The sequence below is a fragment of the Acidithiobacillus sp. genome (assembly GCF_023255755.1).
Classification (GTDB): domain Bacteria; phylum Pseudomonadota; class Gammaproteobacteria; order Acidithiobacillales; family Acidithiobacillaceae; genus Acidithiobacillus.
This window is the reverse complement of record NZ_JAGDVS010000093.1, coordinates 1-14,594: the sequence shown is the minus strand read 5'-3', so window position 1 is coordinate 14,594 and position 14,594 is coordinate 1. Positions and strand designations below refer to the sequence as shown.

Sequence of the window (14,594 nt, the reverse complement as noted above, 5' to 3'; positions counted from 1 at the left end):
TCTTGCAAAACCATCCTGGGAGATGTAGAGAAACCAACAAAATGCCCTAATGACACCTCAACATCAGTTGTTAATCATCACAATAACAATAAGTTGATAACAAATCCAAAAACTGGCCCAAGTCTTGCAAGGAAGCACACAGGAACCCCTGTCGCGTAAGGAGTATGTCATGCTGATATTGACGGAAAAAGCCATTGATGTCGTAAAGAATCTGCTTGCCGAGAATCCTGAAGCGAGCGGATTACGGGTTGCGGTGACCGGGGGCGGTTGTTCCGGTTATCAATATGGAATGGGATTGGAGGCCGAAGCAGGCGCCGAGGACACCGTGGTGGCGATAGAGGGCGTGCCGGTTTACGTGGACAACGCCAGCGCCACACTGCTCAGCGGGGTCGTCATTGACTACGTGGACGAACTTAGCGGCAGCGGCTTCCGTTTCGAAAACCCCAATGCTACGGGGACCTGCGGTTGCGGGTCATCATTCACCACGGGAGACGAAGCCTCAGCCTCCTCCTGCGGACATCGGAGCTGACGCCATGTGGGATTATACCGATAAAGTCAAAGATTTATTTTTCAACCCCAAGAATACCGGGGTCCTCGAAGAGGCCAATGCGGTCGGCGAGGTCGGTTCCATCAGTTGCGGGGATGCCCTGCGCCTGATGCTCAAGGTAGACCCGGATACGGATGTCATTCTGGATGCCCGCTTCCAGACTTTTGGCTGCGGCTCCGCCATCGCCTCGTCATCGGCCTTGACTGAACTGATCAAGGGCAAGACGCTGGATGAAGCGCTCAAAATCACCAATCAGGACATCGCTGAGTTTTTGGGCGGGCTTCCTCCGGAGAAAATGCATTGTTCCGTTATGGGTGCCGAGGCCCTGCACGCCGCCATCGCCAATTACCGCGGCGAAGAATGGGCAGATGATCACGAAGAAGGCGCGCTGGTATGTAAATGCTTCGCCATTGACTCGGCGCTGATTGAGAAAGTGGCTAGAGAAAACCATTTGTCGACGGTCGAAGAGATCACTTTCTATACCAAGGCGGGCGGCGGCTGCCAGAGCTGCCATGAGCAGATCGAAGATATCCTCGCGGCAGTAAACGGCAGCGCGCCGCTACCGGTGGTGGCAGCAAAACCCGCCGCCAAAGCCGCCCCCGCGCCCATGACCATGGTGCAGAAAATCCAGAAAATATCCGCCGTGATTGATGAAATGCGCCCGCAATTCCAGATGGATGGCGGCAATATCGAACTGGTCGATGTGGATGGTGATACGGTCATGGTGGCCATGAGCGGCTCGTGCATGAACTGCCAGTCTTCCGGGATCACCATTTCCGGCATCCAGGAACGCCTGATGCTGACTCTGGGCCGTCCCGTACGGGTAGTTCCGGCCAGCATGCCGCAAGCCGTGGGGGTATAGCCATGAGCAGCGCCTATATGGACAACAATGCCACCACCCGGGTAGATCCCCGGGTGCTGGAGACCATTCTTCCCTACTTCAGCGAATATTACGGCAACCCCTCCTCCATGCACAGCTTCGGCGGCGATGTGGGCAAACGTCTGGAAGAAGCGCGCGCCTCCGTACAGGCGCTGCTGGGGGTAGAACACGACTCGGAAATCATTTTTACCTCCTGCGGTACGGAGTCCGATAACACCGCCATCCTCTCGGCCCTAGCCATACAACCCAGCCGCCGGGAAATCATCACCAGCGTGGTGGAACACCCCGCCATTCTGTCTCTCTGTGATCATCTCGAACGTCATGAAGGCTATAAAGTCCACTACATTCCCGTGGACCGGCTTGGGCGCATCTCCATGGAGGCGTATGCCGCGGCGCTCAGCGAGCAGGTGGCCGTCGTCTCCATGATGTATGCCAACAATGAGACGGGAACGATCTTCCCCGTCGAAACCATGGCACGGATGGCCAAGGAGAAAGGCGCACTCTTTCATACGGACGCCGTGCAGGCGGTGGGCAAAATTGCCCTGAACATGCAGGAATCGGCCATCGACATGCTCTCCCTCTCCGGGCATAAGCTGCATGCCCCGAAGGGCATCGGTGCGCTCTATGTGCGCCGGGGCACCCGCTACCGACCCATGCTGCGCGGTGGCCACCAGGAACGCGGACGCCGGGCCGGAACAGAAAATACCACGGGCATTATCGCCCTGGGCCTGGCGGCAGACATGGCCCTGGAGCACATGGAGTATGAAAACACCGTGGTGCGCGCTTTAAGGGATCGTCTGGAGGCCGGGATACTGGCACAGGTGCCCTATGCTTTCGCCAACGGCGATCCGGAACACCGCCTGCCCAATACGGCCAGCATCTCTTTTGAATACATCGAGGGCGAGGCCATTCTTATGCTCCTGAGCCGGGTCGGCATCGCCGCCTCCTCGGGTTCCGCCTGTACCTCCGGGTCGCTGGAGCCGTCCCATGTGCTGCGCGCCATGGACATTCCCTATACGGCGGCGCACGGCACCATCCGTTTCTCTCTCTCCCGGGAGACCACGGAAGCAGAAGTGGACTTGGTGATTGCGCAGACACCGCCCATCATCGAGCAATTGCGGCGTCTGTCCCCCTACTGGGGGGCCAACGGCCCCATTCTCACTGACAACGCTTTTGCACCTGTGTATGCATGAAATCAGCCCGATCTCCAAAAGCTTCTCGGTAATCCACGACACCACCCTGCGCGACGGCGAACAGACCGCAGGGGTGGCTTTCCACCCCGAGGAAAAACTGGCTATCGCCGAGAGTCTGGCCAATGCCGGGATTCCGGAGTTGGAGATCGGCATCCCCGCCATGGGGAGCGAAGAGGAGGAAACCATCCGGGGCATTGCCCAGATGGGCCTCCCCGCCCGCCTGGTGGTCTGGTGCCGGATGCACGATACGGATCTCGCTGCGGCAAAGCGTTGTGCTGTGGATATGGTCAACGCCTCGGTGCCGGTTTCAGATATCCAGATTCGCAGCAAGCTGGGCAAAGATCGTCAGTGGGTCTTGCAGCAGGTGGATCGCCGGGTGAAGCAGGTGCTGGACAGCGGCATGGACGCGGCTGTGGGCGGCGAAGATGCCTCCCGGACGCCGCTGGACTTTATCCTGCGGGTCATGGAGGTCGCACAACGAGCGGGGGCGCGCCGCTTTCGCTATGCCGACACCCTGGGCATTCTGGAACCCTTTAATACCGCCCATATCATGCGGCGCTTAAGGGCGGCCACGGACATGGAAATTGAAATCCATGCCCACAACGATCTGGGTCTGGCCACTGCCAACTCCATCGCGGCCCTGCGTTTTGGTGCCACCCATGTGAACACGACAGTGAACGGTCTCGGCGAACGCGCCGGTAACGCCGCGCTGGAGGAAGTGGTCATGTGTCTGCATCATTTGCACGGCTTCGAGACCGGCATTGAAGTGCGCCAGTTCAAGGCAATTTCGCAATTGGTGGCATTGGCTTCCGCGCGACCGGTGCCCGCCGGAAAAAGCATCGTCGGCGATGCCATTTTCAGCCACGAGTCGGGCATTCATGTCGATGGACTGATCAAAAACCCCCGCAATTACCAGAGCTTCGACCCGGAGGAACTGGGGCGCCAGCATAACATGGTGCTGGGCAAGCACTCCGGTACCAAGGCCATCATGCGCGCCTACGCTGAACTGGGCAGCGCCATCACCGAATTACAAGCACAAAGCATCCTCAAACAGATTCGCGTCTATGTGCTTCAGCACAAGGCACCACCGCCCGTAGAGGACCTGCATCGCTTTCTTCTGGAGAGCGTGGAGTCCCTGCACGCTCATTCCTGAATGGAGGACACGCCCGTGGCTGCTACCCTGCTCGACAAAGAACAACCCCGCAAGTCCGGTCTGTGGCGCAACCTGCGCGACGATATTCACTGTGTTTTCGAACGCGATCCGGCTGCCCGTAGTACGTTGGAAATCCTCACTACCTACCCTGGGGTACACGCGTTGCTGGCACATCGACTCGCCCATCGCTGGTGGCGGGGCGGTTGGCGGTATCCGGCGCGCGTGCTCAGCGCGATGGCGCGCTTCTCGACCGGCATCGATATCCATCCGGGGGCACAGATCGGGCGCCGATTCTTCATTGATCACGGCATGGGCGTGGTGATTGGCGAAACGGCTGAGATTGGTGATGATTGCACCCTGTACCATGGGGTGACGCTGGGGGGCACGAGCTGGAATCCGGGCAAGCGTCACCCGACATTACAGGATCGAGTCATGGTGGGTGCGGGTGCGAAGATCCTCGGGCCCGTCACTATCGGTCATGACAGTCAGGTGGGTGCCAATGCGGTGGTCATTAACGATGTGGCACCGGGTATGACGGTCGTGGGCATCCCCGGCCGCGTCGTGCTGCCTGCGGAACGCCGCCGCATCAACGCCCACGGTATTGATCTGGATCACCATCTCATGCCGGACCCGGTGGGCAAGGCCATTCAGTGCCTGATGGAACGGATTTCCCAACTGGAATTGCAGGCCCAGTCCAGCGGGCGTGCTGTGCAACTGACGGAAAAAGACTGCAATAACTGTCCGGATTCCGATCCCAACCTGTGTGGGCCAAACAGCAGCCCAGCAGCTTTAGCTCCCCTCCCCTCTGACGAATTCCAAGGATGACACCATGAGTGATCTACGTAAAACACTGGCGAGTTTGTCCTCCGCTGAGGATTTCCTGAAGTTTCTGAACATCGACTATGATGAGACGGTAGTCCATATTAATCGTCTCCATATCCTCAAACGTTTTCATGACTACCTGAAAAGGGAGGGGAATACGGACACCCTGGATGATCAGGCGCTGCAAGCGCTTTATGTGAAATTACTCAGCCAGTCGTATCAGGATTTTGTGGTATCTGACGCAGTCTCCGAAAAGGTGTTCAAAGTCTTTCATCAGGCCATGGGTGTCAGTCACGTCTCTCTGGAAAAGGTGGCGGTCAGCGCGCCGAAAGCGCGTTGACAGGCGGTTGCCGCGCCAGAATAAAATGCCACGACCAAGGCTGACTAACGGAACGGCGCACATCATGGCGACAAGCGATAACAGCGAAGCGGTGCAAGTGGTGATGGCCTACCATGAACGGTCCAAGCATCACCTGAATCGCTATGCCGCCGGGCCGGAAACGCTGGACTGGGATACACAACCCAACCCCTTCCGCGAGTTCACCGGAAGCCCGCAGCGCATCTTACCGTTGCTGACGGACGAAACTGCCGTCACCTTCACCGGGCTGCCCGCCGCCACGCCCCAACCCTTCACTCTCCAGGCGGTCGCTCAGTTTTTGGAGATTTCCCTCGGGCTGGCGGCATGGAAGGAATACGGCCCGGATCGCTGGGCGTTGCGCTGCAACCCGTCCAGCGGCAACCTGCATCCCACCGAGGCCTATCTTCTCGCCTTCGGGGTGCATGGCATCAGTGATGGACTCTACCACTATTTGAGTCGGGATCATTTGTTAGAACAACGCTGGTATCCCGATACCGGACAGCACGGCTCAGGGGTGTATATCGCGCTGACTTCCATAGCGTGGCGCGAAGCGTGGAAATATGGCGAACGGGCACTGCGTTATTGCCAACTGGATATTGGCCATGCGCTGGGTGCCCTGCGCTACGCTGCGGGTACCCTGGGTTGGCACCTTCGCCTGCGCGGGGATGTGGACGATACCCGACTGCGCAGTCTCCTCGGCCTGGATCGTTCCAGCGATTTCGCGCATGCCGAAGGCGAGGATGCGGAGCTGCTGCTGGAAATCCTCCCAGCCGATACAATATCCTCCGCTGTCGGGAGTCCCGCTGCGCTGCCGGGGCAATGGCGGGGTCAGGCCAACTGCCTGGATCCCCACCCCCTGTATCAGTGGCCGGTCATCGCCGAAACGACCAGCGCCAGCAGGATGCCGGTACTCACTCCCGACCCGCTTCCGCCTGATCCATGGCCAGTACGCAAAAAATCGGGGCAGACCGCCGCCAGCGCGCTGATCCGCCGTCGGCGCAGCGCCCAGCGCTTCGACCCGAAGACGGCCATGGCGGCTGACGATTTCTTTACGCTCCTGGATGCGTTGCTGCCCCGTTCCGGCCTGCCCTGGGATGTCTGGCCCTTCACCCCACGCATCCATCCGATACTTTTTGTGCATCGCGTTAGTGGCCTGAGTAGCGGCCTCTATGCCCTGCCCCGCACAGCAGAGGGCGGCCCAGTGCTACGCATGGCCCTCAATCCCGACTTCTCCTGGGAAGCAGTGGCTACTGCGCCCACCCATCTGCCCCTGCGGCGACTCTATAGTGGCGACGTGCGCAGTATCGCCCGGACCCTGTCCTGTCATCAGGCCATTGCTGCCGATAGCTGCTTTGCCGTGGCCTTTCTGGCGGAGTATGCCGACCCCCTGAAGAGCGGTGCCTGGCATTATCGTTTGCTCTACCAGGAAGCCGGGCTGCTGGGCCAGATATTGTATCTGGAAGCCGAATCCCTGGGTCTGAACGCCACCGGCATCGGCTGTTTTTTTGATGATGCCGTGCATGAAATATTGGGGATCAAGGATAACAGCCTGCAATCCCTTTACCACTTCACCGTGGGTCATGCCCTGACGGATACGCGGATTAGCACCCTCCCGCCCTATGCCCACCGAGAACTGAACACTCACACCGGAGAAAACTCATGAATACCCGCTCCTTTCAGCGTATTGATGTGCATAAGGCCCGCGAACTCCTGCAAAGGCAGGACAACACCGTGTTACTGGATTGCCGCCATCCCAGCGACTTCCGGGCCGGACATATTGCCGGAGCTTCTCCCCTGGGCGATTACAACGCCGATGACTATGTGCTGAACATGGCCAAACATCGTCCCGTGCTGATCTATTGCTACCATGGCAACGCCAGCCAGATGCGTGCCCAACTCTTTGCCGATTTTGGTTTTGCGGAGGTATATAGTCTGGATGGCGGTTACGAAGCCTGGTGCAAGGTGCATACGCCCGCAAATCCGCAGCTTACCGAGGCGCTGCAATGCTGGCTGACGGCGCAGGGGTTTCCCGCCGCAGACATCCACGCATGCACCCGCGACGGGGTGACGCCCTTGATGCGCGCTGCCGGTGAAGGCCATCCTGAACGGGTGGCTGAACTGCTCGCCGCCGGTGCCGACCCGCACCAGCGCAACAACGATGGCAATCAGGCCCTCTGGTTCGCTTGTGTCAGTGAGAATCTTGACACAGTGGACCTGCTGGTCGCGGTTGGCGCCAACCTCAACCACCAGAATGACAACGGCGCCACTTGCCTGATGTATGCTGCATCCGCTGGCAAGACGACGGTAGTGGAGCGTTTGCTGGCATTCGGTGCGGACCGGAGGCTCCTTTCGTTCGATGATTTCACTGCACTGGATATGGTCGCCAATCTGGAATGTCTGAATTTGTTGCGCGAAACACCGAGGCGGGTAAAAGCCGCCACCTGAACAGGCATCATTATTGCTGTACCGGGTAACAGATGCCGTTTTGGCCATAACCTGACAAAGGAACAATAATGCCTATCTTCGATTACCATTGTTGCGATTGCGACGCCGACTTTGAATTACTGGTCATGGGCTCAAATATCCCAAACTGCCCGCAATGCGGCAGCCAACACCTGGAAAAACAACTTTCGCGGGTGGCCGCACCTGGTCGCAGTGCCGGACTGATGGCGCGTGGTCGTGCGCAAGCCGCGAAAGAGGGGCACTTGAGCAATTTTTCGCCCGCCGAGCGCAAATCACGCTGACTCGGCAGGCATTCTTTCACCCCCACCGACTTTTGGAACAACACCAGCGAGGATTTATCATGAGTGGCTTTTTCATGGATTGGGATGGCAATTTACGCAGCGTTGAGGACCCGGGAGGCGGTTACGTTTGCGATGTCGACCTGCCGGCACGCTATGTCGCAGTAATGCAGGGCAGCATATTAGCCCATGAATCGACCCTCTATAAAACCCTCACCGATGTTGAAAAAGCCGGAATCAAAGCGGAAGTGGTTCCCGGCTCTCATCCCTGGGGAAGCAAGAGAGACGGGTTTTAGTTCAGAATTTGCCAGTGGCTTTAGCGGGGTCCATTGGGCGCAAAATCACCGGTATCCACTAGCACTTCGTCATTTTCAATCTTTAGCGAAAACTCCCTGAGGGTACAGGGCTGGCCCTTGATGCATGCGCCTGTTTCACTGCTGAATGCCCAATCATGGTGTGCACAAGTCAGGGTCTCCCCATCGAAGCGGGCATCGGCTAGTGGTTCATTGGCGTGGGGACACATCCCATGAAAAGCCCGGGGTTCACCCCGGATGGGCCACACAATCACGAGCAGTATCCGGTTAACCACCGCCACTTCATATTTTCCTTGTCGCAGCTCGTTAAAATCACAGGCTTTACCAAACATGGTGAAACTCCTTTTTAATCCAGAAAACACACAATATATTATGCTGATATGGCATCCATGACATCCGCTGCAGCACTTCGCACCATCATGTAAAGATCAATATCCCGACTCATCCAGCCAATAGTGGCTTTGTGCCAGGCGGCATAATTGGCTTCTTCCCAGATGGCGCACAATAACGCTTCATCCCTGGTAATTTCCGCATCACTATACTGCTTTTGATTGGCCACTTCGCAAGCCATAGGGTCAGCCCCATGCTGCGCGAAGACCTCCTCAGCCGCCTGTATGGCGAGGGCCATATCGTTTTCGCTCACCAATCCCACATCCTGGCCTGCCAGGGTAATGATTGTACGCATATTCATTTCTCCATATCGCATTAAAAACTCGTATCTCCAAGGTCACGCAGCGGCTGGTTCCAGCCCGCGAAATACCGAACAGCGTTTAAAGACCTCCACAGTCGGCAGCACCTGTTTCTGTTTACAGAATTTGGCCACCAGTTTGGCCAGTCCCTTAATATCCCTGCCAGTGGCTGCAGGAAAAATATCCACCAATTCGTCAATGGCCGACATGGAGATATCGAGACAAAACTGATCGCACATCACCTGCCAGATTTGTCGGCGTCCATTGCCATCCGGGGGATTGTATTTAATCAGGGCAATGCAACGGGAGACAATGGCTTCATCAATGTCATCCACCCGGTTCGTGGTCAAAAACAACAAACCATTAAAATACTCCAGCACCCGCAGAAAAACGCCCACCACTGCGTTCATCGTCATATTGTCGTCCCGGCGCTTGATATAGACATCCGCTTCATCAATCAGCATAACGGCGCCCCAGCGTTGGGCGCGGGTCAGTATCTCCTTCAGCGCGGTCTCCATACTGGCCACATTCAGTCCGAGTTGTCCTGAATGCACCCGATACAGCGGTCGCTGAATAATTTCAGAATACACCTCGGCGGTGAGCGTTTTTCCTACGCCGGCGGGTCCGGCGCAAAGAACTGTCGTCCCGCCGGATTTCCCGGTGATGATATCGTCCATCAGGACATCCATCTCGGCAGTCAAAATATCAATAAGATCTGTCTGTTCAGCGGGTAAAATCAGCTTTTGCTTCAATGTGGGCTGGTAAGCGTAAGGCGCAATGTCGCTGACATGCACCCAGAGATAATGATGAAGCTCCAGGTGAAACATGAATAAATAGGGATGCACGGGGATTTTCGTGAACAACCCATTCTCGATAACAGAGCGGAATTGCCCCATCTCTTCTTCGGCGCTATAGCGATTGCTTTTTGCCGCTTTGCGCAAATAGGGGCCGAGAATATCCCCGGTCACTTCCAGTGCTGTGACCCTGGCGGTCAGAATACCCTCATCATTGACCAGACGCGCCCTGCCCTCTCCCGCCGACAAAATGATCACGTCTTTTCGTGACCAGTCGGTATCCCGATGTGTCGCGCTGGGATCTTCGGCATAGAAACCGACCCCGAGCGCCGAATACTGTGCACCATAATGTCCACGCCATTCGAAATAACGGGAGACTTCTTCGTCGTAGGCAGCAATCAACTCCGGAGTTTCTTTCAAAAATCCCTTTGCAGCGAGAATTTCCCTCACCGAACGATTTGCCATATCACCCGCGGAAATACGAATGGTCAGGCTTGCAATGACTCCCTTGGCATTCGCTTTCAGCTCCATGACGATCTTGCCAGTTTCGTCATTTCCCGGTGCCACATAATCCAGTCTGGTGATGACATAAGCCAGGGCCTTACCATCCACATTGATACTGAACAGCCAGCCCCGGATGGCGTCTTCAATCAGCAGGCCGGCCAGCGCTGGCAATAATAGTTCGAGATCATCCTCTGGTCCGAAACGCAGATCATTACCCTGCCTGGATTTTTTCAGGGCAAATAATATGGCGGATTGTGCATGCAACTCCGGTCCCCCTGCCTGATACAGCGTGGCGAGAAAACCCAGTTCAGAATGCGTCAATTGCTGAAAAGACAATTCAGCAACATCCCCGAAACGAAGCTGTTCCCGCAAGCTCGCCAGATGCGGGAATTCCTGCACCATCGCCTCGACCTGCGCCCGCCGTATCCGCAGTTTCAAAAAGCCTCTCCTTGGATGTCAATAAGTACACATTATTGTCAGAAAACGAACAAATAAGTGGGTAATGTGGCCGCGTGGAAGATGCAGCAAAAAAGATGCCAAATTCATGGCACATCGGGGCATGACCAGCTTAAAAAGCCTGTTGACAGCAAAAAATATTTGCCGGTATATTCCAGTGAATATTTCGCAAGCCACAGGAGTAGAGCCCGTGAAACACTGTCACTATCAAAGTTCCCTTGCACTCATCGTCGCCGCCAGCCTGCTGGGTTTATCGCCCCAGGCCATGGCCAAAGACCTGCATGTCGCTTACGCAGGCTCCATGGGTGCGGTCATGGACCTGCATCTCGGGCCGACCTTCGCCAAAGCCCATAACGTGCAATATCAGGGGGAGGGCCAAGGCGCTTACGGTCTCGCCCAACTCATCGCCGCCCACAAACTGCGCACCGACGTTTTTGTCTCCATCACCCCTGGCCCCATAGAGGTGCTGATAAAGGCCGGTCTGGTCAAGGAGGCCTATCCGGTCGCCAGTACCGCCATGTGCATCGCTTATAGTCCCGACAGCCCCTACGCCAAAGACTTTAAGGAAGCCGCAGAAGGTAAAGTGCCCTGGTATGAAATCCTGCAGAAGCCAGGGGTAGTCTTCGGCCGCACAGATCCCAAAACCGATCCTCAAGGGCAAAATATCGTCTTCACCTTCATGCTGGCCGAAAAGTATTACCACCAGCCGGATCTGGTGAACAAAGTCCTCGGCCCGGTCGAGAACCCGCAGCAAATATTCACGGAGGCATCATTACTTTCCCGCCTCAAGAGTGGCCAGATGGCCGCCTCATCGGGTTATCTCAGCGCTGTAAAATCCCTGCATCTGCCTTATATCACCCTGCCCGATCAGATCAATCTCAGCAATCCGGCCATGGTCAAAGACTGGTACAGCAAAGTCCACTTCACCCTGAATGTGGACGGAAAACCCAAGACCGTGCATACCCAGCCCCTGGTCTTCTATGCTGCGGTACCCGTGGATGCGCCCGATCCCCAACTGGGCAAGGCCTTTATCCACTTCATGACCAGCCCCCAGGGTCAGGCCATGTTCAAAGAGACCGGCTATAACCCCCCCAAGGGTGACATGTTGAAATAAAGCGGGTCTGCGCCAGGGCGTTCGGCGCCCGGCGTAAACAGTTCGCCGGTTTGCTGGGGTGAGGTATCCCTCCGCGACCCTGCTGTTTATGCCGCGTTATATTCCAAATACCGCAATGAAAACCACCATGCGCGATACGCAGGAGCTATTTCCATGCAGAAAAATATCCTTCACCTGATAACAGCAGCCAGTTTGATTGGCGCCTTCAACGCTAGTGCCCAAGCCGAAACACTCTCGCAGTTTTTTGCGAAAAGCCATATTGACGGACAAATCCGTTCCTATTACTTCAGCCGCCTTTATGGCACGCCTAACACCGTCAATGCTTATGCCTACTCCCTGGCCGGACGCATCAATATCGTCACCGCACCCTTCCTCTCGGGCTTCCGTGTCGGCGTCAGTTTTTACACCGCCAACGCACTCGGCACGCAGCCCAGCAATCCGGCCCGGATCGACAAAACCCTCATGGGTACCAGTCCCTCCGTCAATGCGATGGGTCAGGCCTATCTGGAATATCAGGACAAATGGGTCACCGCCAAGGCAGGCAACCAGTTGGTGGATACCCCCTGGCTGAACCGGGTCGGTGGGCGGGTGATTCCCGTCACCTATCAGGGCGTGACCCTGGAGGCCCATCCCATCAGCGGCCTGCAACTCAGTGCGCTACGGGTTTTCCGCTGGAAAGACCGCACTACCGGCCAGTTCTATCGGGACAACCTCTATTATCCCGGCCACTATGAAGGCGACTCCCTCTATGGTGGACCCAATGTGCTGCCCGCCAATACCCCACCCACCAACGGAGTGGTGGCCTTCGGCGCGCAATATCGCGCGCAGCGCGCTAAAACCGTTGCCTGGTTTTATCAGTTCGACCAGTTCGCCAATATGTTCTACTGGAGCGGCCACTACGCCCTGCCCACCACCTTCGTCCTCAAGCCCTTTGTGGATGCGCAGTTCACCAGGGAATGGGGGGCCGGCGATGCCTTTGCGCGCACCGGTACCACCCTCTTTGGCCAGCCAGGGCAAGGTGTGAACAGCACCAACTGGGGTGTAAAAGCCGGTTTCCAGTTCCCCAACGGCAGCCTCTGGTGGGGCTATGATGCGACCCTACACCATGCCCGTGCCCTGGGTGGCGGTGCCATCATCTCGCCCTATACCGTCGGTTACACTGCCGATCCGCTCTATGTGGATTCCATGATTCAGGGCCTGGTGGGCGTCGGCCCCGGTCACGGCTGGCGGGTGCGTGTGGCGTACTGGCTCTGGCATAAACAGGTGCAACTTACGGCCGGCTTCTCCCAATTCGCCACCTATTTCTCCGGCAACAGCAACTGGACCCACTTTAATGTGAGCTATTTTCCGCAGGGCATGTTTAATGGGTTGTGCCTGCGTGATCAGGTGGAAGTCGGCAATGGCGGTGCGGCCGGGCTGTTTCCTGGATCAGGGCAGCATTCCTTTGTGTACAACCGGATAATGATGATTTACCAATTTTAGCACCAATACCATAAGAGTTTGTGCTCCAAAGGGCGCTCGAACCAGTGAGCAGTCTTATGGAACAACATGTGGCTCATGAGCAGAGTAATCCAGCGCCGTCAACACCAGTTCCAGCCAATGTTTAACGGGGACATCCGTGCCGCCCTGTAGATGCATCTGGCAGCCGATGTTGGCAGTGGCGATACAGTCCGGTTGCTCGGCCTGGAGCGCATCCAGCTTTTGTCCGCGAAGTTGTCGGGATAATTCCGGCTGGAGGATAGCGTAGGGGCCAGCAGACCCGCAGCAGATATGGGGGTCATGCACGACGGTCAGGTGATAACCGGCACGCTGTAGTAATTGTTCTACCACGCCCTGCACGCGCTGCGCATGCTGCAATGTGCAGGGCGCATGAAAGGCTACGGTGCCACGGTATTCGGGAATAAAAGGGATTTCATCCACGAAACCGATCAGCCATTCGCTGGGGTCACGGGCGAGGGCCGAAATACGAGCTGCCTTTTCGGCGTAGTCGGGATCATGTTGCAGTGCTTCGCCGTAATCCTTGACCATGCTGCCGCAGCCGCTGGCACTGACCAGAATGGCTTCGCTGCCCGCCTCGATCAGAGGCCACCAGGCATCGATGTTGCGGCGCATGTATTTGTGGGCCTCACTATGGGCATTGAGATGCAGACTGAGGGCTCCGCAGCAGCCAGCGCTGGCAGGCACATCGACGGCGACGCCGAGGGTGGCAAGAATCTGTTCCAGAGCGGCCTCGGTGGCCGGAGCCACCACACTTTGCACACAGCCGCCGAGGGCGACGACCCGGCGGGTGGCGGGCACTGTGGGCCGGGCTGTAGTCAGCAGGGTCTGCGGCAAGGCCGGGACTTTTTCCGCCAGCGCTTTGGGCAGCAGAGGTTTGAATATATTGCCCAACTGCACCAGCAGACGAAAACGCTCGGGATAGGGTACGATGGCGCGCAGGGCCCGGCGCTCGAGGCGCTCCAGCGCCGGGCGACCGATTTCCACTTCCATGTATTCGCGGCCTATTTCCGCCAGGCGCGCATAGCGCACGCCGGAAGGACATGTGGTCTCGCAGGCACGGCAGGTGAGACAGCGATCCAGATGCTGCAGGCTGTGTTTGGTCGCGGGAGTCCCGGCCAGGAACTCTTTTGTCAGGTAGATACGACCGCGCGGGCCATCCAGTTCGTCACCAAGAATCTGGTAAGTGGGGCAGGTGGCGTTACAGAAGCCACAGTGCACACAGGTGCGAAGGATGGCGTTGGCTTCGGCAATCGCCGGGTCATCCTGAAAACGGGGAGAAATGCGGGTTTGCATGAACAGGCCTCAGAGCGTGGCGTACAAACGGCCGGGGTTAAGGATGGCGCGGGGGTCAAAGGCGGCCTTGAGACGCTGCTGCAGCGCCAGCATGGCCGGCGCCATGGGCTGAAACACCTCTGCCGCGCGTGCGCCGCCACGGAAAAGCGTGGCGTGACCGCCATACTGCGCGGCCAGTTGCCGCAGAGACACCGCATCGCGCTGGCTGCGCAGCCAGCGCGATGCGGTGTCTCTGC

The 14,594-nt window shown here is 57.4% G+C and carries 17 protein-coding genes; 12 read left to right on the top strand and 5 right to left on the bottom strand.

Going from position 1 to position 14,594, the window contains the following annotated elements; translation table 11 throughout:
- Positions 1-169: 169 nt before the first annotated feature.
- The 10 genes from Q0C48_RS06340 to Q0C48_RS06295 all read left to right on the top strand — a co-directional run bounded on the left by Q0C48_RS06340 (position 170) and on the right by Q0C48_RS06295 (position 7,990).
- Complete coding sequence (locus tag Q0C48_RS06340) at positions 170-529, top strand: iron-sulfur cluster assembly accessory protein (protein ID WP_291522629.1); 360 nt, start codon at positions 170-172, stop codon at positions 527-529.
- Positions 530-533: 4 nt separating this feature from the next.
- Complete coding sequence (nifU, locus tag Q0C48_RS06335) at positions 534-1,409, top strand: Fe-S cluster assembly protein NifU (protein WP_291508413.1); 876 nt, start codon at positions 534-536, stop codon at positions 1,407-1,409.
- 2 nt (positions 1,410-1,411) lie between these two features.
- Positions 1,412-2,620 (top strand): cysteine desulfurase NifS, encoded by a 1,209-nt coding sequence (gene nifS, locus Q0C48_RS06330; protein ID WP_291522627.1) that lies wholly within the window; start codon positions 1,412-1,414, stop codon positions 2,618-2,620.
- Positions 2,613-3,773 carry a homocitrate synthase gene (gene nifV, locus Q0C48_RS06325; RefSeq protein ID WP_291522625.1) on the top strand — a complete coding sequence of 387 codons (1,161 nt, stop codon included), beginning with the start codon at positions 2,613-2,615 and terminating at the stop codon, positions 3,771-3,773. The genes nifS and nifV overlap by 8 nt, the downstream gene beginning before the upstream one ends.
- Positions 3,774-3,833: 60 nt before the next feature.
- The gene (gene cysE, locus Q0C48_RS06320; protein WP_291522750.1) at positions 3,834-4,598 is read left to right on the top strand and encodes a serine O-acetyltransferase; all 765 of its coding nucleotides are present in this window, start codon (positions 3,834-3,836) and stop codon (positions 4,596-4,598) included.
- Between the two features lie 4 nt (positions 4,599-4,602).
- Positions 4,603-4,935: a nitrogenase-stabilizing/protective protein NifW gene (locus Q0C48_RS06315; protein WP_291522623.1), complete on the top strand. Its 333-nt coding sequence runs from the start codon at positions 4,603-4,605 to the stop codon at positions 4,933-4,935.
- 64 nt (positions 4,936-4,999) lie between these two features.
- The gene (locus Q0C48_RS06310; RefSeq protein ID WP_291522622.1) at positions 5,000-6,616 is read left to right on the top strand and encodes a nitroreductase family protein; all 1,617 of its coding nucleotides are present in this window, start codon (positions 5,000-5,002) and stop codon (positions 6,614-6,616) included.
- Entirely contained in the window at positions 6,613-7,398 is a 786-nt protein-coding gene (locus tag Q0C48_RS06305) for an ankyrin repeat domain-containing protein (protein ID WP_291522620.1), read from the top strand. Before Q0C48_RS06310 ends, Q0C48_RS06305 begins: the two co-directional genes overlap by 4 nt.
- Positions 7,399-7,466: 68 nt before the next feature.
- Entirely contained in the window at positions 7,467-7,697 is a 231-nt protein-coding gene (locus Q0C48_RS06300) for a zinc ribbon domain-containing protein (RefSeq protein WP_291522618.1), read from the top strand.
- Positions 7,698-7,756: 59 nt separating this feature from the next.
- On the top strand, positions 7,757-7,990 hold the full coding sequence (locus Q0C48_RS06295) for a hypothetical protein (protein ID WP_291522615.1): 234 nt from the start codon (positions 7,757-7,759) through the stop codon (positions 7,988-7,990).
- A gap of 20 nt (positions 7,991-8,010) precedes the next feature.
- On the opposite strand, the gene Q0C48_RS06290 is transcribed toward Q0C48_RS06295, so the two are convergent.
- The 3 genes from Q0C48_RS06290 to Q0C48_RS06280 are packed head-to-tail and all read right to left on the bottom strand — an operon-like array spanning position 8,011 to position 10,433.
- Complete coding sequence (locus Q0C48_RS06290) at positions 8,011-8,340, bottom strand: Rieske 2Fe-2S domain-containing protein (RefSeq protein ID WP_291522613.1); 330 nt, start codon at positions 8,338-8,340, stop codon at positions 8,011-8,013.
- A 38-nt stretch (positions 8,341-8,378) separates the two neighbouring features.
- The gene (locus tag Q0C48_RS06285; protein ID WP_291522612.1) at positions 8,379-8,693 is read right to left on the bottom strand and encodes a hypothetical protein; all 315 of its coding nucleotides are present in this window, start codon (positions 8,691-8,693) and stop codon (positions 8,379-8,381) included.
- Between the two features lie 42 nt (positions 8,694-8,735).
- Complete coding sequence (locus Q0C48_RS06280; protein WP_291522610.1) at positions 8,736-10,433, bottom strand: ATP-binding protein; 1,698 nt, start codon at positions 10,431-10,433, stop codon at positions 8,736-8,738.
- Positions 10,434-10,641: 208 nt separating this feature from the next.
- Between Q0C48_RS06280 and Q0C48_RS06275 the strand changes: the two genes are divergently transcribed.
- Together Q0C48_RS06275 and Q0C48_RS06270 are read left to right on the top strand one after the other, a co-directional pair.
- On the top strand, positions 10,642-11,565 hold the full coding sequence (locus tag Q0C48_RS06275) for an extracellular solute-binding protein (protein WP_291522608.1): 924 nt from the start codon (positions 10,642-10,644) through the stop codon (positions 11,563-11,565).
- 153 nt (positions 11,566-11,718) lie between these two features.
- Positions 11,719-13,047, top strand: coding sequence for an OprD family outer membrane porin (locus Q0C48_RS06270; protein WP_291522607.1), 1,329 nt, complete (start codon positions 11,719-11,721; stop codon positions 13,045-13,047).
- A 54-nt stretch (positions 13,048-13,101) separates the two neighbouring features.
- Here the strand turns inward: Q0C48_RS06270 and glcF are convergent, their stop codons facing one another.
- On the bottom strand, positions 13,102-14,358 hold the full coding sequence (gene glcF / locus Q0C48_RS06265) for a glycolate oxidase subunit GlcF (RefSeq protein WP_291522605.1): 1,257 nt from the start codon (positions 14,356-14,358) through the stop codon (positions 13,102-13,104).
- Positions 14,359-14,367: 9 nt separating this feature from the next.
- Positions 14,368-14,594 (bottom strand): FAD-linked oxidase C-terminal domain-containing protein (locus Q0C48_RS06260; protein WP_291522603.1); only part of this gene is annotated, 227 nt, incomplete at its 5' end.

Excerpts from the sequence above, each read along its gene's own strand:
- nifV (WP_291522625.1), top strand. The coding sequence starts at position 2,613 with ATGCATGAAATCAGCCCGATCTCCAAAAGCTTCTCGGTAATCCACGAC.
- Q0C48_RS06310 (WP_291522622.1), top strand. The coding sequence starts at position 5,000 with ATGGCGACAAGCGATAACAGCGAAGCGGTGCAAGTGGTGATGGCCTAC.
- Q0C48_RS06300 (WP_291522618.1), top strand. The coding sequence starts at position 7,467 with ATGCCTATCTTCGATTACCATTGTTGCGATTGCGACGCCGACTTTGAA.
- Q0C48_RS06305 (WP_291522620.1), top strand. The coding sequence starts at position 6,613 with ATGAATACCCGCTCCTTTCAGCGTATTGATGTGCATAAGGCCCGCGAA.
- nifU (WP_291508413.1), top strand. The coding sequence starts at position 534 with ATGTGGGATTATACCGATAAAGTCAAAGATTTATTTTTCAACCCCAAG.
- nifS (WP_291522627.1), top strand. The coding sequence starts at position 1,412 with ATGAGCAGCGCCTATATGGACAACAATGCCACCACCCGGGTAGATCCC.
- Q0C48_RS06315 (WP_291522623.1), top strand. The coding sequence starts at position 4,603 with ATGAGTGATCTACGTAAAACACTGGCGAGTTTGTCCTCCGCTGAGGAT.
- Q0C48_RS06340 (WP_291522629.1), top strand. The coding sequence starts at position 170 with ATGCTGATATTGACGGAAAAAGCCATTGATGTCGTAAAGAATCTGCTT.
- Q0C48_RS06290 (WP_291522613.1), bottom strand. The coding sequence starts at position 8,340 with ATGTTTGGTAAAGCCTGTGATTTTAACGAGCTGCGACAAGGAAAATAT.
- glcF (WP_291522605.1), bottom strand. The coding sequence starts at position 14,358 with ATGCAAACCCGCATTTCTCCCCGTTTTCAGGATGACCCGGCGATTGCC.
- Q0C48_RS06285 (WP_291522612.1), bottom strand. The coding sequence starts at position 8,693 with ATGCGTACAATCATTACCCTGGCAGGCCAGGATGTGGGATTGGTGAGC.
- Q0C48_RS06295 (WP_291522615.1), top strand. The coding sequence starts at position 7,757 with ATGAGTGGCTTTTTCATGGATTGGGATGGCAATTTACGCAGCGTTGAG.
- Q0C48_RS06270 (WP_291522607.1), top strand. The coding sequence starts at position 11,719 with ATGCAGAAAAATATCCTTCACCTGATAACAGCAGCCAGTTTGATTGGC.